The organism is Nocardia wallacei (assembly GCF_029868745.1).
Lineage (GTDB): Bacteria > Actinomycetota > Actinomycetes > Mycobacteriales > Mycobacteriaceae > Nocardia > Nocardia wallacei_B.
Genome location: NZ_JARWOP010000128.1, coordinates 1 through 19,045, shown reverse-complemented (window position 1 = coordinate 19,045; position 19,045 = coordinate 1). Strand labels below are relative to the sequence as shown.

Genomic DNA, 19,045 nt, shown 5'->3' with positions numbered 1-19,045 from the left:
ATCCACACCCAAGCCCTCATCGCACTGGCCCGCCGTTTGATCGACGTCATCTGGGCGCTCGTACGCGACAACCGCACGTTCACCACCGAGGCACCAGCCCCGATCAGAACTGCGGCTTGACACGATCATTGAAACTCCTCGTAGATATCGACGACCGAGATGTCGAGGCGTTGCAGGATCAGGCCGATGCGCGCCGAGGCAGCCGCCCGCACCCGCTCACGCACCTGCGGGACGACCTCGCCGAGGCTGCGGCCGTCGGCACGCACCGAGATGGTCATCTCCACCTCGACGACGGTGGCGCCGTCGGACCCCGGTCCGGTCGAGCGCACGGTGCAGCCGCGGGCCCGCACGCCGTCCACGGTGTCGGCCGCGTAGCGCAGCACCACCGCCACCGCCTGCTCGCTGACCTCGATCGAGCCCGGATGCGGGGTGGGCAGGTCCACGGTCCGGCCCCGGCGCACCTCGGTGCGCACGGCGGACATGATGCGGCCGAACAGGTCCGGGGGTGGCGGATCCGGTTCCTCGACCAGTTCGCGGGTCGCGCCGCGCAGCATGAGCAGGCTCTCGCGGGCCGCGGCGCAGTGCGGGCAGGTCTGTTCGTGCTCGTCGGCGAGTCCGGCATCGACCGCGTCCAGCCGCTCCCACACCTGTTCCAGACCGCGCCCGCAGGGAAGCAGGTAGTCGCTGTCGGTGGTCTGGCCTACCGCCATGGCTTCATCACCTCCGCCAATTGTGCTCGGGCCCGGGCGATCCGGCCGCGGACCGCGGTGCCGTTGGTGCCGACGATCTCGGCGATCTCGTCGTAGGACCGGCCGTGTACCTCGCGCAGCAGCCAGCAGGCCCGCTGCTCGGGCGTCAGCCGCTGCAGCGCCGCGGTGAGGGCGGCCAGCTGGCCGTTGACCTGCGCCGCGTGCTCCGGGTGGGTGTCGGTGCGCGGCGAGGCGGTGGTGTCCGGGTCGACGTCGGCGGACGGCTGCCGGGATCTGATGACGTTCAGACAGCGGTTCGTGGTCATCCGGTACAGCCAGCCCGCGAACGCCGAGTCGTCCTGGAGCTGGCCGACTCTGCGCCACGCGTTCAGGAACACCTCCTGGGTGACGTCCTCCGCCTCGCCGCGGTCGGCCAGCATCTTCGCCGCGAGCCGGAACATGGGCCCCTGATAGCGCAGCACCAGTTGCTCGTAGGCCCGGACATCGCCGTCGCGCGCCCGACCGGCGAGGGTCGCGTCGTCCAGTGCCGCCTCGGGTGCGGTAGCCGTCGTGCTCACACAACACCTCCTCCGCTGCTCCCTCGATCGACACACGCGAGCGGGAATCGTCACGAGGAATTATCCGTGATCGTTGTCTCACAGGTTGCCGAGTGAGTAATACCGCGCCGGCACGGTCTTGAACATGTGCGCCGATCGGCGCCGCACTCATTCGACAACGGAGGTTCGTGATGTCCGCCAACGACAAGTTCGCCCACACGGTCGACGACCTGAGCGGCAAGGCGAAACAAGCCGCCGGGCAGGTCACCGGCGATGACAAGCTACGCGACGAGGGCAGGACCGATCAGGCCGAGGCGGGCGTGAAGCAGGCCGCCGACGATGTGAAGGCCGCCGTCGGCGACGCCGTGAACAAGCTGCGGGACCGGTTCGGGAAGTAGAACTCGAGTTCGCCCGCAGTTCGCCACAGCAGGCGACTGCGGGCGGGAACCGGGGCTACTCGTTCACCAGCCGCAAGCCGGGGGCGTGGGCCTGGCGGCGGCCGATCAGCCAGACCTGAATGGTCTGATCGGCGGCCGGGTTGAGGGTCTCGATCTCGACCTCGATCTCGCCGCGCTGGGGATGGTCGAGATGCACAGTGCCCGTGCGGAATTCACCCACCATGTGCTCGCGCCAGCGGCAGGCGAATTCCGGTCGGCCCTGCAGTTCGGTGATCAGCGACCCGAGCCCCTGCTCGTCGGGCCAGACCGAACGCGCCGCCCGCAATGCGGAGATCATCATGTCGGCGGCCACCGGCCAGTCGCGCCAGCGCTGCGGCGCGGCCGGATGGGCGAACACATACCGCGCGAGATTGCCGTCGATCCCGTCGTCGTAGACACCGAGCGGCTCGGCGAAATCGCGCCAGGCGGCGTTGCCGGCGAGGATGTTCTGCCACCGGCCGAGCACCACGGCGGGAGTCGGGTGCAGCGCGTCGAGAACCGCCTGCAGCGTCTCGGAGACCTGGTCCTCCGCCCGGCCGGGCGACGGGCAGCCGCCGGCCGCGTGTTCCAGACCGAAGGCCAGCTTGCCGAAATGGTGGCGTTCGACCTCGTTGAGCTGCAATGCCTCGGACAGCGCGCCGAGGACCGCCATGGAGGGATTGGTATCCCGGCCTTGCTCGAGGCGAGCCAGATAGTCGACACTCACCCCGGCCAGGGCGGCGACCTCCTCACGGCGCAGGCCCGGCGTGCGGCGGCGGCGACCCGCGGGCAGACCGACGTCCTCCGGCTGCAACCGCGCGCGCCGAGCGATGAGAAATTCGCCGAATTCCGACTGTGCCACGCCACCATCCTGTCCGATCCCGGCTGCGTTATCCGCGCCCTGGCAGTACCAGGATAGCGGCGGCGTGGACAAACGGACCGCGGTCCGGAAATGATGGTGGACATGACGACTTCTACGAACACCACCCTGAAGGCCGGCGCCTGGGAGCTCGACGCCGCCCACTCATCGGTCAACTTCACCGTCCGCCACCTGGGGATCTCCAAGGTCCGCGGGCGCTTCAACTCCTTCGAGACCGGTTTCGTCGTCGACGAGGCGGGCACGGCCGCCATCGAGGCCACCGTCTACCTCGACTCGTTCGACACCGGCAACGCCCAGCGTGACGAGCACGTCCGCAGCGCCGACCTGCTGGACGTCGAGAAGCGGCCGACCCTGCACTTCAAGGTCGTCGAGCCGGTGCGGGTGGCCGAGGACTTCGAGGTCACCGGTGAGGTGACGCTCGGCGGCGTGACCAAGCCCATCGCCCTCGAGGTCGAGTGGGGCGGCGTGCAGGAGGCGCCCGACAACAAGCGCCGCGCCGGATTCGCCGCGACCGGCACCCTCAAGCGCAGCGAGTTCGACGTCGCCACGGCGGTACCCACGGCTATGCTCAGCGACAAGATCGCCATCGAGCTGGACATCCAGCTCATCGAGCCGTAGGACTGGTCCCGGTCCGTTCCGCGAAGGGAGTCCGATGAGCACTGCCAACGATTGGAACAGCAACATCATCGCCGAGTTCCGCGCCAACGAGGGCCGGGTGGGCGGCCAGTTCGAGGGTGCCCCGATGCTGCTGGTGCACCATCGCGGCCGCAAGTCCGGGCGCGAATCGGTCAGCCCGATGATGTACCTGGCCGACGAGCAGGACCCCGACCTCATCTACGTGTTCGCCTCCAAGGGAGGCGCTCCCACGAACCCGGACTGGTACTACAACCTCACCGCGGCCGGCACGGCAACCGTCGAGCGCGGCACGGAACGCTACGACGTCACCGTCCAGGAGATCACCGGCCCGGACCGAGACCGAATCTACGCCGAACAGGCCGGCCGCTACCCAGGCTTCGCCGGATACGCCGAAAAGACCGCGGGCATCCGCACCATCCCGGTCCTCGCTCTCCGCCGCGCCTGACCTCCGCCAAACCCGCTGCGGCGCAACAACAACCGCGCAACAGCGGAACAACCGTGCCACCGCACAGCAAACCTGCGGCAGCACAACAACCCTGCCGCGACTGAACAACCGTGCCGCAGCACATCCCTGCGGCGGCACAACATCCCTGCGGCGGCATAACAACCCTGCGGCGGCACAACATCCCTGGCCCGTGCTCCCTGGAGCGCGGGCCAGGGGCATTCCGGGGGATCGAACGCGGCGCGCGGACACCCCTCAGGGAAGCAGGCCTGCCCGACGCGCCCGCACCACAGCCTCGTGGCGAGTGTGGGCGCCCAGTTTCACCATGGCGCTGCGCAGATAGCTCTTGACCGTTTCCGTCCGGAGCGAAAGACGTTGTGCTGCTTCGGCATTACTGCACCCGAGCGCGACGTGGGTGAGTACGTCCAGCTCGCGGGGCGCCAGTGCCGGTGCGTCGTCGGGGATTTCGGGGCCGGACACGAGCCGGGCCAGACGTTCGGACAGCTCACGTAATCGAGTGCGGGCGGTGGGGTCGGTGACGGTCTGGGCGATGCCGCGCACCTCGGCATGGATGTCGCGAAGCTGTTCGGCGACAACGGCGTCCGTCGTCGGAGCGATCGCCGCCTCGCGTAACCGCAACCGCCGGTCAACCTCGTCGCGTATCGCCAGCTCCACGGCCAGCCGCCGACCGGCCTGCACCGCCAACTCGGCCGCACGGCCGCCGATCGGCCCGGCGTCGCGGCTGGCGATGTACAGCACGGCGCGCGATTCGCCGCCGACCACGACCGGCACCCCGACCACGGCCCGCAAGCCCTCGGTCAGCACCGGGGCATCGTAGTGGTGGGTGATGGTGGAGGCGATCCGGTAGTCCGCGACGGAGGTGGGCCGCCTGCTCGACACCGCCGCGCCCCCGACCCCCGACGACGGCGAGACCGCCAGCCCGCGCATGGCGGCGGTGCGGGTCCCGAAGAACTCCGAGAGAATCAGCGTCTCCCCGTGCACCTGGCCGCCGAACACCACCGGCATCCGCGAGTCGACCGCGACCCGGCGCAGTTCGGCGCGCAGCGCGTCGGCATCGCGGGGTCGCAGCAGTTCCATCTCGGTACCCCTTTCCGGGGGTAGTGGGCGGGGGAATGTGACCTGGATCCTAATTCCCGTGAGTTCGACAACGGGCCGGATCCAGCAGGCCAGTTATACGCATGGAGCATGGAACGTGCCGCTGCTGGGCGACACGATCGGAGCCAACCTCGATCGCACCGTGGCGATCCACGGCGATCGGCTCGCGCTCGTCGACCGCGCCGGCGATGTGCGGTGGACCTATCGGCAGTTCGCCGCGGAGGTGGACGCGGTCGCGCTCGGTCTGCTCGCGACCGGCGTCGGCAAGGGTGATCGGGTCGGCATCTGGGCGCCGAATCGCGCGGAGTGGACGCTGGTGCAGTACGCGACCGCGCGGATCGGCGCGATCCTGGTGAACATCAACCCCGCCTATCGCGCGCACGAACTGCGCTACGTGCTGCGGCAGGCGGGCGCCCGGGTGCTCGTGGCCGCCCGGGAGTTCAAGACCTCGGACTACGCCGCGATGATCGACGAGGTCCGCCCCGACTGCCCCGACCTGGACCACGTGGTGCTGCTGGACGGCCCCGACTGGTCCGCACTGCTGGATCGCGGCCGCGCCGGCGATCCGGTCGAGCTGGCGGCGGCGCAGGCCGCGCTCTCCCTCGACGACCCGATCAACATCCAATACACCTCCGGCACCACCGGTTTCCCCAAGGGCGCCACGCTCTCCCATCACAACATCCTCAACAACGGCTACTTCGTCGGCGAGCTGTGCGGCTATACCGAGGCCGACCGGATCTGCCTGCCGGTCCCGTTCTATCACTGCTTCGGCATGGTGATGGGCAATCTCGCCGCCACCAGCCACGGCTCGGCGATGGTGATCCCGGCCCCGGCGTTCGATCCGCGCGCCACCTTGGAAACCGTTGCGGCCGAGGGCTGTACGTCGCTGTACGGGGTGCCGACGATGTTCATCGCCGAACTCGCCGAGCCCGGTTTCGACACCTACGACCTGTCCACGCTGCGCACCGGCATCATGGCCGGGTCGCCCTGTCCGGTCGAGGTGATGAAGCAGGTGATCGAGCGGATGGGGATGAGCGAGGTCAGCATCTGCTACGGCATGACGGAAACATCCCCCGTATCCACCCAGACCCGCCGCGACGACACCCTCACCCAGCGCACGGCGACCGTGGGCCGGGTCGGGCCGCATCTGGAGATCAAGATCATCGACCCCGCGACCGGGCTGACCGTGCCGCGCGGCGAGCCCGGCGAACTGTGCACCCGCGGCTACTCGGTGATGCTCGGGTACTGGAACGATCCCGAGAAGACCGCCGCCGCCATCGATTCCGGCCGCTGGATGCACACCGGAGACCTGGCGACCATGGACGACGACGGCTACGTCGCGATCACCGGCCGCAGCAAGGACATGGTCATCCGCGGCGGGGAGAACATTTACCCCCGCGAGATCGAGGAGTTCCTCTACACCCACCCCGACATCCTCGACGCTCAGGTGGTCGGCGTGCCCGACCCGAGATTCGGCGAGGAACTCGTAGCCTGGATCCGGTTGCGTGAGGGCGCACCCGCCCTGGACGCCGCGGCGCTGCGCGAGTTCTGTTCCGGGCAGCTCGCGCATTTCAAGATTCCACGCTACGTACACGTCGTCGAGGAATTCCCGATGACCGTCACCGGCAAGATCCGCAAGGTCGAGATGCGCGAGATCTCCACGCGGCTGTTCGGCCCCGATATCGACAGAACAGGAGAATCGGCATGACCACCAACACCGAGTTGTACCGCGCCGCCCGCGACCGCCTGCTGGGCACCGCGACCGACTACGACTCGGCCCGCAAGCTGTTCGAATGGCCGCTGCTGACAGGCAGATTCAACTGGGCCACGGACTGGTTCGATGTGATCGCCCGCGGCAACGACCGCACCGCGCTGTGGATCGTCGAGGAGGACGGGCGCGAACAGCGGGTGAGTTTCGACGCGCTGGCCCGCCGCTCCGACCAGGTCGCGACCTGGCTCGCCGACATCGGTGTGCGCCGGGGCGATCGGGTGATCGTGATGCTGGGCAACCAGGTCGAGCTGTGGGAATCCATGCTGGCGATCGCCAAGCTCGGAGCGGTTGTCATGCCGACCACCGCGGCGCTGGGCCCGGCCGACCTGAGCGACCGGATCGCCAGGGGCGCCGTGCGTTTCGTGATCGCCAACACCGCCGACACGGCGAAATTCGAGCAGGTGGACGGCGAGTACACCGGCATCGTCGTCGGTGCGCCCGCGTCCGGCTGGCACAGTTACACCGACTCCGGCGACGTGCGTGCGGCGGGCCCGTTCGAGGCGGTCACCGACGTCACCGACGAACTGCTGGTGTACTTCACCTCGGGCACCACCAGCAAGCCGAAGATGGTGCAGCACAGCCAGATCAGCTATCCGGTCGGCCACCTCAGCACCATGTACTGGATCGGCGTGCGCCCCGGCGACGTGCACCTGGCGATCAGTGCGCCCGGCTGGGCCAAACACGCGTGGAGTTGCCTGTTCGCGCCGTGGATCGCCGAGGCCACCATCTTCGTCTACAACTACGGCCGCTTCGACGCCGCCGCACTGCTCGCGCAGCTGAACCGGGCCGGGGTGAACACCTTCTGCGCGCCACCGACGGTGTGGCGCATGCTGATCCAGGCGGATCTCGGGGAGCGGCCCGCGGGCCTGCGCGAGGTACTGGGCGCCGGGGAACCACTGAACCCCGACGTGATCGCGCGGGTCGAGAAGGCGTGGGGACTCACGATCCGCGACGGTTTCGGCCAGACCGAGACCACCCTGCAGGTCGGCAACACCCCCGGACAGCCGGTCAAACCGGGCTCGATGGGACGGCCCGCCCCCGGCGTTCCCGTGGTGCTGGTCGACCCGATCTCCGGCACGGTGGCCGACGAGGGCGAGATCTGCCTGGACCTCGCCGCGGAACCGGTGAATCTGATGACCGGCTACCTGGACGACCCGCAACGCAACGCCGACGCCATGGCGGGCGGCTACTACCACACCGGCGATGTCGCCACCCGCGACGCCGACGGCTACATCACCTACATCGGGCGCACCGACGACGTGTTCAAGTCCTCCGACTACAAGGTGTCGCCGTTCGAACTGGAGAGCGTGCTCATCGAGCACCCGGCGGTCGTGGAGGCCGCGGTGGTCCCGCAACCGGACGACACTCGCCTCGCCGTCCCCAAGGCGTACGTGGCGCTCGCGGCCGGCTGGGAACCCGATGCCGATACCGCGCGGGCGGTCCTGGCCTACGCCCGCGACCAGCTGGCCCCGTATCTGCGGGTGCGCCGGGTCGAATTCGCCGAATTGCCCAAGACCATCTCCGGCAAGATCCGCCGGGTGGAACTGCGGCGGCGCGAGGAGGCCGCGCACGCCGCGGGCACGCCGATCGACACCGAGTACCGCTACGAGGATCTGCTGCCCCCGGCATCCGGGTAACGCTCGCGTGTTGCACCGCATTCGCTCGTCGACCGGCCGACGGTCCGGGCACGGGCGCGCCGGTGCACCGCAACTCGCCGGACGGAACAGCATCGATTGCGTCACGGCCGACGGAAATTGGCGCGTTTGCCCGAGTGTGGCGTGTTCGGTGCTGGTCATACCTGAGGGGAGGCGCAAAACTGGCACCGTGCCCGCCGCGTGGCACCGGTGCCTGTCGTTCGCGGGGTGCTTCACCCCTCCACCAGAAGCACCAGGCCAGGACGACAGGGACCGCCCACGTGGTGTCGGTTCGGTGCACGCCGCGGTCCCTCACCGCGGCAACACGATCCGTGATCGACCGTACGTACACCTACGACCGATTGGAGAACACCGTGTTGAACACCCTCGAGACCGCGACGGAGTACGTGATCGCGGAGTTGGAGGCGAAGGGCACCGCAACGCGTGACGACTTCGACGTCCAGGCCATCGTGAGCGCCTCGCACGCGATCGCCGAGAGTTGGGATCTCCGCTCGCTGGACCGCAGCACGTTCTGGAACATCGCCGCCAGCAACCTGCGGTTCTAGGACTGGCGATCGAATTCGTCGAGGTGGCCCGAGCGCGCGACCATCGACCACCGGCGCGCCGCGCGGCGCATCGAGCCCGCGTCGGCGTAGCCGAGTAGCTCCGCCTGCCGTTCCCGGCTCACCGGGCCCGCCGCGGCGGCCCGGGCCAGCCGGGCCCGGTCCAATTCCAGTCGCCAGGTCGTTCCCGCCTCGGCCAAGCGGCGCTGCAGCGTCCGCGGGCTGATCGCCATGCGGCGCGCGACCCACTCCAGCGAGACCTCGCCCTCCTCGAACGCCCGCGCCAGCACCGCGGCGACCCGTTCCGGCCAAGCCGTCTCGAGCGGTGGCGGCGGGGGCAGCGCGGCGGCCAGCGGCTCCAGCACCTCCGCCAGCACGGGATCGGCTGTGGTGAGGGGTAATTCCATATCGGTCGCGCAGAATGTCATCGCGTCCACCGGGCCGCGGAACTCGATCGCGGCGGTACCGAACACCTCGACGAAGGGCCGCACGTCGCGCGGCGCGTCCTGCCGCAACGCCACCCGGATCGGATGCAAGGGCGCGTCGACGACCTGGCGAGCCCGGGTCAGCACGGCTACCAGTCCCCACAGCTGAGTGTGGTCGCGGCCGCGGCCCTCGCCGTCGATCATGTCGACGTACAGGCTGGTCTCGTCGTCGTTCTCGGCGATCAGGTCGAAGCGGTGGTTGGTGGTGACCGCCGTGACGTACGGGCCGCAGGTGGCCAGGCCGGCGCCGAGGGTGGGCGCGCTGGAGAACAGATAGTCGTAGAGCCGCAGGGCGGGCAGCCGGTATCTGCTCGCGACGTGCAGGGCCACACTCGGATCGTCCAGCGCGCGTTCACCCACCTCCCATAATCGCGAGAAGGTGTCACTGGGTACCTGTACGCCCGACCCGGTCAGTGTCCACTCCGGGACGCCGCATTCACGCAGCATTCGATCGCGATCCGCTCCGGCCGCGGTGAGCTGCGACAGCACGAAGCGATGCAGCAGTGTCTGATCCGTCCCCAACGCCCCTCCTGCCCGGTGGCTCCACAAGCAAGTTTCTTATACACAAACGCTATATCGCACAGGCCGTTTCGCTCCCGGAAATCGAATCATATGTGGCCGCGGACACGCTGTCCGATTCGTTCAAGACCATGCCCGCCGCGCGTTCTACGGTGCGAATATGACTGTTCGACTGAACGTGATCGGTGTGATCGTGTCCGACCTGGCGGCCGCGCTCGCCTTCTACCGCCGCCTCGGCCTGGAATTCGGCGAGGACCTCGGCGGCCACGTGGAGGCGACGCTGCCGGGCGGGTTCCGGCTGACGCTCGATACCGACGAGAACATCCGCTCGTTCGCCCCGGACGCCGTCGCGAATCTGCGGGGCGAGGCCGGCCGTCTCGGCCTGGCGTTCGAGTGCGATTCGCCGGGCGCGGTGGACGCGCTCTACGCCGAGCTGACCGGCGCCGGATATCACGGCGAGCTGAAGCCGTTCGACGCCTTCTGGGGCCAGCGCTACGCCACCGTGCACGACCCGGACGGCAACAGCGTCGACCTCTACGCGCCGCTGTCCTGATCGGCGCGGGAAACCAACTGCCCCAGCGGCTTTCCGGCCAGCTCCCGGACCTCGCGCGCCAGGTGCGCCTGATCGGCGTAACCGGCGCGGAAGGCCGTCTCCGCGAACGGAATTCCGGCGCGAGCCAGGGCCAGCGCGCGCTGCAGGCGCAGCACCCGCGCGAGCATCTTGGGTCCGTAGCCGAACGCCGACAATGACATTCGATGCAACCGGCGGGCGCCGAGGCCCAATTCGTCGGCTGTCGCCGCGACCGTGGACCCGGCCGCCAGCCGCCGCACGATGTGCGCGAGCACGGGGTCGACGGCGGTGACTCGGCGGCGGGCCAGGTGTTCGAGCCCCGTCAGCGGATCGGGCGCGGCGGCGATCAGCGCGGTCAGCGCGCGCACCTCGGCGGCGGGCCACAGATCCGTCAAGGGCACTCGACTGTCGAGGAGTTCGTGGGCGGGCACGCCGAGCAGCGCGGGCGCGGTGCCGGGAAAGAATCTGATACCGGCGATCCTCGTCCCGGCCGCGCCCGGCGGGACGTACCCACGGGTGTCCGGTCCGGCGACCAGCAGCCGCTCCCCCGTCCACAGCACGTCCATGCAACCGTCCGGGAGCACCGGCGTCTCCTCGCCAGGGCCCATGGTCCGAGACCAGACCACCGCGCCCCCGACGGCGGTCGACGGGCGCTCGCGGTAGGCCGGCGGCGGACGGGTCTCCACTCGCCCGAGACTAGCGCGCCACGCCGACACGAACGCCGGTGCCGAGGTCGTTCGGCCGTAACCTGAGACCCGGCCACAGCTCCACCCTGCCCTGTTCAGCAGCCGAAGGAGACCCGTCCGTGGATCGACCCGCGCCCCGCCCGTGATCCGCAGGGCTCCGCACCCCCGCGGCCCGGACGCACCCGCCCGCGGCTACGGGATCCGCGATCGCCGCCTGCGCCGCCACCATCGCGGCGATGCCTACCGGCTCACGGCCCTCGGCGGCGTGGCCGCGCTGTCGCTGGACGCGCTGTCCAGCATCGCCTACGGGCCCGAGGCCATCGTGTCGGTGCTGGTCACCGCTGGCGCGGCGGCCGTGCGCTACACGGTGCCGGTCGCGGTGGCGATCGCCGTCCTGCTGCTGGTGCTGGTCGTCTCCTACCGGCAGGTGGTCGCGGAGTTCCCGGACGGCGGCGGTTCCTACGCGGTGGCCCAGCGGGAGTTCCGGCGCCCGGTGAGCCTGCTCGCGGCGGCCGCACTGGTGATCGACTATGTGCTGACGGTGGCGGTGGCCCTGGCCGCCGGGGCGGCCGCGCTGGGCAGCCTCTTCCCGCTGATCGCCGACCATCTGCTGGCGACCGAGCTGATAGCGCTGGCGGCGCTCACGGCCGTGAACCTGGTCGGCATCGCCGAATCCGCGAAGGTGCTGCTGGCGCCGGCCGCGCTCTACATCGTGGTGATCGGCGCGATCATCGTGGTCGGTCTGCTGCGGGCGGAGCCGGTCGCCACGATCGGCACGCCGTCGGTGTTCCACGAGGCGCCCGGCGTGATCGGCCCGCTGCTCCTGCTGAAGGCCTTCTCGGCGGGCGGGTCGTCGGTGACCGGGGTAGAAGTCGTCGCCAACAGTGTGCCCGCCTTCCGGACGCCCGCCGTGCGCCGCGCGCAGCACACCGAGGTCGCGCTCGGCCTGCTGCTCGGCGTGCTGCTGCTGGGCACCGCGAAAGTGATTGCGACGCACGAGGTTCTGCCGCGCGACGGGGTGACCCTGCTGGCACAACTCGCGGCGGCGGCCTTCGGGACCGGGGTGCTGTTCGCGGTGGCCAACGTGACCGTCGCCGGGGCGCTGGGGCTGGCGGCGAACACCAGCTACGGCGGGCTGCCGGTGCTGCTGAGCCGCCTCGCCGAGGATCACCGGATGCCGCACCTGTTCGCCCTGCGCGCCGAGCGGCCGGTATACCGGTTCGGGGTGGCGGCGCTGGGCGTGCTGGCGGGGCTGGTGCTGATCCTCGTCGATGCTCGCGTAGATCATCTGCTGCCGCTCTATGCCATCGGGGTGTTCCTCGGATTCACGATCAGCCAGACCGGTCTGGTACGCCGGTGGGTCCGCGACCATGGGCGGTACTGGGGCTGGAAGGTGCTGCTCAACGGGTTCGGCGCGATGCTCACGGCACTGGCGGCCGTGGTGTTCTTCCTGGAGCGGTTCACCGACGGCGCTTGGCTGCTGCTGTTCCTGGTGCCCGCGCTCATGCTGCTGTTCGACCGCACCGAGCACTACTACCGCGAGGTGGCCGCGGAACTGGGGATGGGCACGGCGATACCGGCGCCGCGGCGCGATCCGGCGCGGCGCACGGTGGTGGTCGTGCCGGTGGTCGCGGTCAGCGGGCTCACCCGCCGGGCGCTGGACGCCGCGCTGAGCCTGGGCGAGCAGGTACGTCCGATCGCCGTGGACATCGATCCGGTGACCACCGCCCGGCTGGTCGACCAGTGGCGTTCCTGGGATCCCGGGCTGGAACTGGAGGTGCTGCCCAGCCCGCGGCACGGCATGGTCGAGCCGATCGTCGACTACGCCCGCCGGCTCACCGCACCGGACCTGCAGGTGGTGGTGCTGCTGCCGCGCATCGAACCGCGCCGGCGGCGGTATCGGATCCTGCACAACCAGCGCGCCCCGATCATCGCCGAGGCACTGGACCGGCACACCGACGCGATCGCCGCGACCATCACCATCCACCTCGATTGACATCGCCCGCCGATCGTTAGACTCCGCCGCGATACACGTCGACTGTTCGGATTGGGGTTGCACGGCGCCATGCTCAAAGGTTTCAAAGACTTCGTGATGCGCGGAAACGTCATCGACTTGGCGGTCGCGGTCGTGATGGGTACGGCGTTCACCGCGATCGTCAAGTCGGTCACCAAGGGAGTCGTGGAGCCGCTCCTGGCGGTGCTGGGCAGTAACAGCCAGCTGGGCCTGGGTGTGCAGCTGGTCCCCGGCAAGCCCGCGACCTTCATCGCGGTCGGGCCGATCATCAGCGCCGCGCTCGATTTCGTGATGGTCGCGGCGGTGCTGTACTTCGTGCTGATCATGCCGATGAACCATCTCAAGAAGCGTTTCGGCGGCAAGAAGACGGCCGAACCCACCCAGACCGAACTGCTCGTCGAGATCCGGGATCTGCTGCGGGCGCAGGCGAAACAGCCGCAGGCGCCGGAGGCCGTGCGGCTGATGGACAAGGCGGTCCGGTCGACGGTGGACTGAACCGACCGGTCCGGGGCTCGGCGAAATTCGAGTACCGCGCTACTCGCGCCGCCGAGCCGTCCGCGGCGCACTCTCGAAATGTGGCACAGCACAGACTCTTCTGCATTCCGGGAACCTGGGAGGCCGTCACGGCGGCCGAGGAATTAGGGCGGATCGAACCGCGCACCGAGATCGGCATGCTCACCGGTGTCACCGATCTGCTCGATCGGCGGGTCTTCGATGTCGTCTACCTCAATTATCCGGTCGCCTTCGGTCCGCTGGCCGGTGGCGGCGACGCGCTGCTGGATGTGCTCGGGCAGCCGTCGTATCGGACGGCGCGCGATATGGGCGTCGCCGAGTTGGTGCGGCTGATCCGCGAACATCGCGGCGGCTTCGGCATTCTCGGGTACGGGCAGGGCGCCGCCGTGGCGTCGCTGGTCGGGCGGGAACTGGTATCCGGCGCGTTGCGTGATCGGCTGCCGCAGTGCCACTGGCTGCACACCTTCGCCTCGCCGCACCGTAGCGCCGGGCACACCTTCCCGCTCGGCAATCAGCTGGCGGGACAAGGCATTTCCGGCGACCCGTGCACCGACACCGGGACCATCGACTGGTTCGACTACTGCCTGCCCGGCGACCTCTACGGCGACGCCGACCTGGCCGACACCTATCTGTCGCGGGCCTACGCGCTGGCCATCGACCTTCCGCTGGTGGACCCTTTCGCGATGATCGCCGGGTGCACCGACAGCCTGCTGCGCGGCCGACTGCGCGACGTCGTCGCCGGGCTCGGTGAGGATCCGGCGGAGGTGGTGGGCAAGGCCGGTATCACCGCGGCGACGCTGGCCACATTCCTACAGCACTATCCGCACGACAAGTACGCCGTGCGGGAGATCCTCCCCGGCGCGACGGCGCTGCGGCATTCGGCCAATCATCTGAACTTCTGGGGACCACGGGTCGATGCCGACCAGCAGATGGCGGTGGCGCGCGCCTGAGCGAGGCGAAGCCGTGTACCAGCGACCACGCCGCGAGCTGGGCCGCGGGCTGCCATTCGGGCGCCACGTCCAATTCCCTGACGCCCGAACGCCTGTCGAAACTTTGCAGACGACAAAGAATGTCGCGGGTCAGGCGGGTAGGGCGACCAGGCGTTGCGCGTCGTCGAACAGGCGGTATTCGGCGACGCGGGCGGCGGCCAGCGCGGCGAGTGCCGCGGCGGCGAGGAGCATGTACATGACGACGATCTGGTAGCGAATGGCGGTCAGCGGCTCGACTCCCGCGAGGATGAGGCCGGTCATGGCGCCCGGGAGGCTGATCAGGCCGACCACCTTGGTGGAGTCGATCGCCGGGACCAGCGCGGTGCGCAGCGCCGACCGCCGATACGGCAGGAACGCTTCGCGCGCAGGCAATCCCAGGCACAGCCGGGCCTCGACGGCGGGCCGTGCGGCCCGCGCGTCCTCGTGGACGCGGCGCAGCGCGAGGCCCGTGGCCTGCATGGCGCCGGAGACGATCATGCCGCCGACCGGGACGACCACCCGCGCCTGCGTCGAGATCACCCCGAGCAGGATCAGCGCACCCAGCGTGACCACCGTGCCGAACGCGACACCACTGGTCGCGGCCCGAATGGCTTGCGGCACACCGGCTCCGCGCCGCCCGGCGACCTGGCCCGCGATGATCACCATCAGCGCCACCCAGCCGAGCGCGCCCGGCAATCCGGTGTGCCGGAACAACACCAGCAGGACCGCGCCGACGGCGATCAGCTGCACCGCCGCCCGCGCCGCGGCAATCAACAGTTCCCGCGTGAGCCGCAGATGCTGTCGATAGGCGACCAGCGCCGCCACCCCCACCAGCACCAGCGACACCGCCACGCCCGGCCAGTCGGGCACCGAAAGTCCTTCTGTCACAGCCTTATCCATTCATCGTCGGGTTCGGGGATGGGTTCGCCGACCGCTCGGCAATTCACCCGCCGTCACTCCCCCCACCCACCGCGCCGCCCGCCGGACCCGGCCCACCGGTCCGATCCCACGGCACCCGAGCCTTTGCCGAAGACCTCCGAGCAGCTGTGCCTCCGGTGAGGCCATGCTGCCGCTCGGCAACGGGCTTCGGTTCACCGACGCTACCGGCAGTCGGCGGGGACGCGTTCGGCACCGCATTCTCGACTGCCTCGCTGAGTGCGCCGAGCGGGGACAGGCGACCGCCCTCCAAGACGAAGATGTCGTCGGCGATCGCGGCGGTGAAGACGCTGTCGTGGCTGACCAGCACGGCGCTGCCGCCGGACTTGCAGTGTGCCCGAACCAGTTCCCCGACCACCTCGGCCGCCGCCTCGTCCAGCGCCGAGGTCGGCTCGTCCAGCAGCAGCACCTCGGGCCGTACGGCGAGGGCGCGCGCCAGGCACACCCGCTGCGCCTCCCCGCCGGACAGTTCCGCACACCGCCGGTGCAGGAACGTCTCCGGCAACCCGACCCGGTTCAGCAACGCCCCGACCTGCTCGTCCCACAGCGACGGCCGCCCCACCCGCACCTCGTCGACCACCACGTCGGCCAGCAGCACCGGATGTTGCGGCGCCAGCCCCACCCGCCGCCGCAACTCGAGCACATCGAGTTCACCGATAGGAACACCGTCGAGCAGTATCCGCCCCTCGGACGGTTCACCCAGCCGGTTGAGCAGTCGCAACAACGTGGTCTTCCCGACCCCGCTCGGCCCCGCCACCGCGGTGCACCGACCGGCCGCGACGGTCAGACCGATACCACTGAACAACGTGCGCCCACCAAAGGCCACGCCAACTCCCTCGAGGACAATGCTGTGCACGGCCCCACCATGCCCCACCGCCGCCGATACCGCAGCCCGACCATGGCCCCACCACCAAATCTTGTGCGGAGTCACCGTCGCCTCCACTCGACCCGACAACCCGGCACGTACCCCCGGCAACTGCGGCCCGTCACGCTGATCATTGCTCTGACGGCCGCGGCGGGGAGTGGCCCGACGACCGCGAAGGGACCCGCAAGGATTCAAATCTCCTGGGCCGCATCAGCTCCCACCAGAACATCGAGGAACTCCGGGGGCACGTGTGGCCATGTGGGGTCCCAGCGTCCCGCGCGCTGATCCGCACGCAGATCCGCCAGAGTTCGCACGACGTGCGGCCCGCCGTCCAATACATAACGCACCGAACCGAATTCGGCACACTGGGCGATTACCTTGGCGAGCAAGGCCTTCGCAGCGGGAGTGTGGCCGGCGGCGGCCAGACAGGCGATGAGCAGGCGGCGGGCCTTCAGCAGTTCGCGTGGACGGTCGAGCGTCTCCAGCCGGTCCACCCATTCCTGCGCCCACCGGCAGGCCAGCGCGATCCGGTCGGGTGCGGGATCGGCGAGCAGTAGGCGGATGGCGGTGAATTCCTCGTACAGCACGGTGAATTCGTCGATCGCGTCCACCGGCGAGCGGCGGTGGCCGTACCGCACCACCGGCAGCGATCCGAACTCCGGGTGCGGCGGCAGACCGAGCCGCACTCGCTCGTTCTCCACCTCGGCGGCCAGTCTCGGCAGCGCCATCGATCGCGCGATGCGGGCGCCCTCGTTGAGCCGCCGGATCGCCGCGGCACGATCTCCGAGCAGTGCTTTGATCCGCGCACCGACCACGTAGCGCGCCAGTTTGAAGTCGACCACACCGGCCTCGGGGCCGAGCTTGTAGCCCTCGTCCAGCAACCGTTCGGCCTCCTCGATCTCGCCGCGCTCGTAGAGCAGTTCGCCCAGCAGCGATCCGGCCAGCCGTGCCCCGTAGGAATGTGTGCCGCCGGATTGCTTGGCCGTCTTCAAGGCCCGGCGGAAGTACTGCTCGGCCCGGGCCAGTTCGAGGCGCAGCCCGGCGGCCACGCCGAGGAAGCACAGGCCGTGAACCTTGTTGTAGTAGCCCTTGTTTCGCCGCAGGTACGGCTCGGACCACTCCTGCAGGCGCAGTGCTTCGGCGAAATCACACCGGTACCCGGCGGCCAGCGTCGCGGCGTTGGCGGCGATCGCCACCACGAACGGCGAAAGCCGTTCGGCGCGTGCGAAACACGGCGCCAGCATCGCCTCGATGCCGTCCAGCACATCCGCGCGCACGGCCACCACCGCTCGCACCACGGCCGCTTCGGCGCGCAGATCCGCCACTTGTGTCTCGTCGCACCCGGACCGGCCGAGTTGCTGCTCGACCAGTTTCAATGCCCGCTCGGCCGGACCGGCGCGGTGCAGCAGGATATTGGCCCACGCCAGATCCAGTTGCAGCCGTGGGCGAGTCTCGACGGCCGCCGCGGGCAGCTTGCCCACCAGCCCGATGAGGCTGGACATCTGGCCGTACTCGAGCAACGCCATCCCGTCCCGCTCGACGATCTCCACGGCCCGCCCCTCGTCCCCGGCCAGCAACGCGTGATCGACCGCCTCGCTGACGTGCCGATGCTCGGCGAACCAGCGCGACGCTTCCCGATGCAGCTCGGTAATCCGTTGCGCCGGACCGTGTTCCAGCCGCTGCCGCAGGAAATCCTGAAACAGATGGTGATATCGGAACCAGCGCCCGTCATCGAGCCTCCGCAGGAACAGGTCCTGTTGCTCGACCTGCTCCAGCAGCGCCCGGCCGTCGGCGACACCGGTGAGCGCGGTGGCCAGCTCGCCGCAGGTGCGTTCGGTGATCGCGGTCGCGACCAGGAAGTCGAGTATGCCGGGATCCAGTGTGTCCAGGACGTTTTCGACGAGGAACTCACCGATGGCGTGATGACGCCCGGTCAGATGGCCGATCAACGCCCCGGGATCGTCGCTGCCGCGCAGCGACAACGCCGCCAGTTGCAGGGCCGCGACCCAGCCCTCGGTCGATTCGATCAGGTCCTCGACATCGCCACGATCCAGGTCCAGTCCGCCCAGCCCGGCCAAGAACGCTCGTGCCTCCTCCAGATCGAAACGCAGTGCCGCGGTGTCGATCTCGACCAGTTCGTCACGCGCCCGCATCGACACCATCGGCAGGCCGGTGCGGTGGCGGCTGGTCACCACGACACGCAGGGTGGGACTACAGCCCTCGAGCAGGAAGCGCAGCGCGCCGATGGTGGCGGACGCGGTCACGCTGTGCCAGTCGTCGATGACCACCACCAGATCCTCGCCGCGCCGGTCGATGTCGTTGATCAGCGAGGTGAGCACGTACCGCTCGGCCTCGTCACCGTGTTCCTCCAGCAGATCGCCGAGTTCACGCGCCAGCGCGGGCCGCACCTCGCGGATCGCGTCGATGAGATGCGACAGGAACCAGACATGGTTGTTGTCGTCATGGTCGACGGTCAGCCAGGCCACCGCGGTCGACTCGGCGGAGAGCACCGCGCACCACTGGGCGGCCAGGGTGGTCTTGCCGAACCCCGCGGGACCGTGGATAACGGTGAGCCGGCGGTCCCGCCGCTGGCGGAGCCTCTCGATCAGTCGTTCCCGGGGCACCAGCGCGGGGGGCGGCCCCCGCCGCGCCCGCGGGGGGGGGGGGCCCCGGCCCCCGGGCCGGCGGGGGGGCGCGGGGGGGAGACGGGGGCCCCCGGGGTTGTTATAGGGGGGCGGGGTGTATTCGGGCTGCGGGGGAAACGTGGTCGGCGCCGGCCGCCGC

19 protein-coding genes are annotated in these 19,045 nt (G+C 69.8%); 10 read left to right on the top strand and 9 right to left on the bottom strand.

The window, feature by feature from the left end; genetic code table 11:
* Positions 1-125 precede the first annotated feature (125 nt).
* Positions 126-710, bottom strand: coding sequence for an Asp23/Gls24 family envelope stress response protein (locus QH470_RS10350; protein WP_280272083.1), 585 nt, complete (start codon positions 708-710; stop codon positions 126-128).
* Positions 701-1,267, bottom strand: coding sequence for an RNA polymerase sigma factor (locus QH470_RS10345; RefSeq protein WP_280272082.1), 567 nt, complete (start codon positions 1,265-1,267; stop codon positions 701-703). The genes QH470_RS10350 and QH470_RS10345 overlap by 10 nt, the downstream gene beginning before the upstream one ends.
* Before the next feature lie 170 nt (positions 1,268-1,437).
* On the opposite strand from QH470_RS10345, the gene QH470_RS10340 reads away from it, so the two are divergent.
* Positions 1,438-1,644, top strand: a complete 207-nt coding sequence (locus QH470_RS10340; protein WP_280272081.1) for a CsbD family protein — start codon at positions 1,438-1,440, stop codon at positions 1,642-1,644.
* Between the two features lie 55 nt (positions 1,645-1,699).
* Here QH470_RS10340 and QH470_RS10335 read toward each other — a convergent pair whose 3' ends face one another.
* Positions 1,700-2,524, bottom strand: coding sequence for a helix-turn-helix domain-containing protein (locus QH470_RS10335; protein ID WP_280272080.1), 825 nt, complete (start codon positions 2,522-2,524; stop codon positions 1,700-1,702).
* 102 nt (positions 2,525-2,626) lie between these two features.
* Here QH470_RS10335 and QH470_RS10330 point away from each other — a divergent pair, with 102 nt between their 5' ends.
* Complete coding sequence (locus QH470_RS10330; protein ID WP_280272079.1) at positions 2,627-3,160, top strand: YceI family protein; 534 nt, start codon at positions 2,627-2,629, stop codon at positions 3,158-3,160.
* 34 nt (positions 3,161-3,194) lie between these two features.
* Positions 3,195-3,623, top strand: coding sequence for a nitroreductase family deazaflavin-dependent oxidoreductase (locus tag QH470_RS10325; protein WP_280272078.1), 429 nt, complete (start codon positions 3,195-3,197; stop codon positions 3,621-3,623).
* Between the two features lie 252 nt (positions 3,624-3,875).
* Here the strand turns inward: QH470_RS10325 and QH470_RS10320 are convergent, their stop codons facing one another.
* Entirely contained in the window at positions 3,876-4,718 is an 843-nt protein-coding gene (locus QH470_RS10320) for a helix-turn-helix transcriptional regulator (protein WP_280272077.1), read from the bottom strand.
* Positions 4,719-4,776: 58 nt separating this feature from the next.
* On the opposite strand from QH470_RS10320, the gene QH470_RS10315 reads away from it, so the two are divergent.
* From QH470_RS10315 to QH470_RS10305, 3 genes are all read left to right on the top strand, one after another.
* The gene (locus tag QH470_RS10315; RefSeq protein WP_280272076.1) at positions 4,777-6,444 is read left to right on the top strand and encodes an AMP-binding protein; all 1,668 of its coding nucleotides are present in this window, start codon (positions 4,777-4,779) and stop codon (positions 6,442-6,444) included.
* Positions 6,441-8,144, top strand: coding sequence for an AMP-binding protein (locus tag QH470_RS10310; RefSeq protein ID WP_280272075.1), 1,704 nt, complete (start codon positions 6,441-6,443; stop codon positions 8,142-8,144). Before QH470_RS10315 ends, QH470_RS10310 begins: the two co-directional genes overlap by 4 nt.
* A 329-nt stretch (positions 8,145-8,473) precedes the next feature.
* The gene (locus tag QH470_RS10305) at positions 8,474-8,707 is read left to right on the top strand and encodes a hypothetical protein (protein WP_280272074.1); all 234 of its coding nucleotides are present in this window, start codon (positions 8,474-8,476) and stop codon (positions 8,705-8,707) included.
* Here the strand turns inward: QH470_RS10305 and QH470_RS10300 are convergent.
* A complete protein-coding gene (locus tag QH470_RS10300; RefSeq protein WP_280272073.1) occupies positions 8,704-9,711 on the bottom strand; it encodes an AraC family transcriptional regulator ligand-binding domain-containing protein in 1,008 nt (335 codons plus the stop codon). The genes QH470_RS10305 and QH470_RS10300 overlap by 4 nt on opposite strands.
* 157 nt (positions 9,712-9,868) lie before the next feature.
* Between QH470_RS10300 and QH470_RS10295 the strand changes: the two genes are divergently transcribed.
* A complete protein-coding gene (locus QH470_RS10295) occupies positions 9,869-10,261 on the top strand; it encodes a VOC family protein (RefSeq protein ID WP_280272072.1) in 393 nt (130 codons plus the stop codon).
* Here the strand turns inward: QH470_RS10295 and QH470_RS10290 are convergent.
* The gene (locus tag QH470_RS10290) at positions 10,243-10,965 is read right to left on the bottom strand and encodes a helix-turn-helix domain-containing protein (protein ID WP_280272071.1); all 723 of its coding nucleotides are present in this window, start codon (positions 10,963-10,965) and stop codon (positions 10,243-10,245) included. The two genes, QH470_RS10295 and QH470_RS10290, sit on opposite strands and share 19 nt — an antisense overlap.
* Positions 10,966-11,107: 142 nt before the next feature.
* Here QH470_RS10290 and QH470_RS10285 point away from each other — a divergent pair, with 142 nt between their 5' ends.
* The 3 genes from QH470_RS10285 (at position 11,108) to QH470_RS10275 (ending at position 14,442) form a co-directional block, all read left to right on the top strand.
* Positions 11,108-12,961 carry an APC family permease gene (locus QH470_RS10285; RefSeq protein ID WP_280272070.1) on the top strand — a complete coding sequence of 618 codons (1,854 nt, stop codon included), beginning with the start codon at positions 11,108-11,110 and terminating at the stop codon, positions 12,959-12,961.
* Between the two features lie 69 nt (positions 12,962-13,030).
* A complete protein-coding gene (gene mscL, locus QH470_RS10280; RefSeq protein WP_280272069.1) occupies positions 13,031-13,474 on the top strand; it encodes a large conductance mechanosensitive channel protein MscL in 444 nt (147 codons plus the stop codon).
* An 80-nt stretch (positions 13,475-13,554) separates the two neighbouring features.
* Positions 13,555-14,442 carry a hypothetical protein gene (locus tag QH470_RS10275; protein ID WP_280272068.1) on the top strand — a complete coding sequence of 296 codons (888 nt, stop codon included), beginning with the start codon at positions 13,555-13,557 and terminating at the stop codon, positions 14,440-14,442.
* A 129-nt stretch (positions 14,443-14,571) separates the two neighbouring features.
* Here QH470_RS10275 and QH470_RS10270 read toward each other — a convergent pair whose 3' ends face one another.
* From QH470_RS10270 to QH470_RS10260, 3 genes are all read right to left on the bottom strand, one after another.
* Positions 14,572-15,348: an ABC transporter permease gene (locus QH470_RS10270; protein ID WP_280272067.1), complete on the bottom strand. Its 777-nt coding sequence runs from the start codon at positions 15,346-15,348 to the stop codon at positions 14,572-14,574.
* A 55-nt stretch (positions 15,349-15,403) separates the two neighbouring features.
* Positions 15,404-16,222 carry an ABC transporter ATP-binding protein gene (locus QH470_RS10265; RefSeq protein ID WP_280272066.1) on the bottom strand — a complete coding sequence of 273 codons (819 nt, stop codon included), beginning with the start codon at positions 16,220-16,222 and terminating at the stop codon, positions 15,404-15,406.
* Positions 16,223-16,452: 230 nt separating this feature from the next.
* The gene (locus QH470_RS10260) at positions 16,453-18,885 is read right to left on the bottom strand and encodes a winged helix-turn-helix domain-containing protein (RefSeq protein ID WP_342228430.1); all 2,433 of its coding nucleotides are present in this window, start codon (positions 18,883-18,885) and stop codon (positions 16,453-16,455) included.
* Between the last annotated feature and the right edge of the window lie 160 nt (positions 18,886-19,045).

What these genes read in the sequence shown, in the direction of transcription:
- QH470_RS10350 (WP_280272083.1), bottom strand. Translation starts at nt 710, where the DNA reads ATGGCGGTAGGCCAGACCACCGACAGCGACTACCTGCTTCCCTGCGGG.
- QH470_RS10340 (WP_280272081.1), top strand. Translation starts at nt 1,438, where the DNA reads ATGTCCGCCAACGACAAGTTCGCCCACACGGTCGACGACCTGAGCGGC.
- QH470_RS10330 (WP_280272079.1), top strand. Translation starts at nt 2,627, where the DNA reads ATGACGACTTCTACGAACACCACCCTGAAGGCCGGCGCCTGGGAGCTC.
- QH470_RS10325 (WP_280272078.1), top strand. Translation starts at nt 3,195, where the DNA reads ATGAGCACTGCCAACGATTGGAACAGCAACATCATCGCCGAGTTCCGC.
- QH470_RS10320 (WP_280272077.1), bottom strand. Translation starts at nt 4,718, where the DNA reads ATGGAACTGCTGCGACCCCGCGATGCCGACGCGCTGCGCGCCGAACTG.
- QH470_RS10310 (WP_280272075.1), top strand. Translation starts at nt 6,441, where the DNA reads ATGACCACCAACACCGAGTTGTACCGCGCCGCCCGCGACCGCCTGCTG.
- QH470_RS10295 (WP_280272072.1), top strand. Translation starts at nt 9,869, where the DNA reads ATGACTGTTCGACTGAACGTGATCGGTGTGATCGTGTCCGACCTGGCG.
- mscL (WP_280272069.1), top strand. Translation starts at nt 13,031, where the DNA reads ATGCTCAAAGGTTTCAAAGACTTCGTGATGCGCGGAAACGTCATCGAC.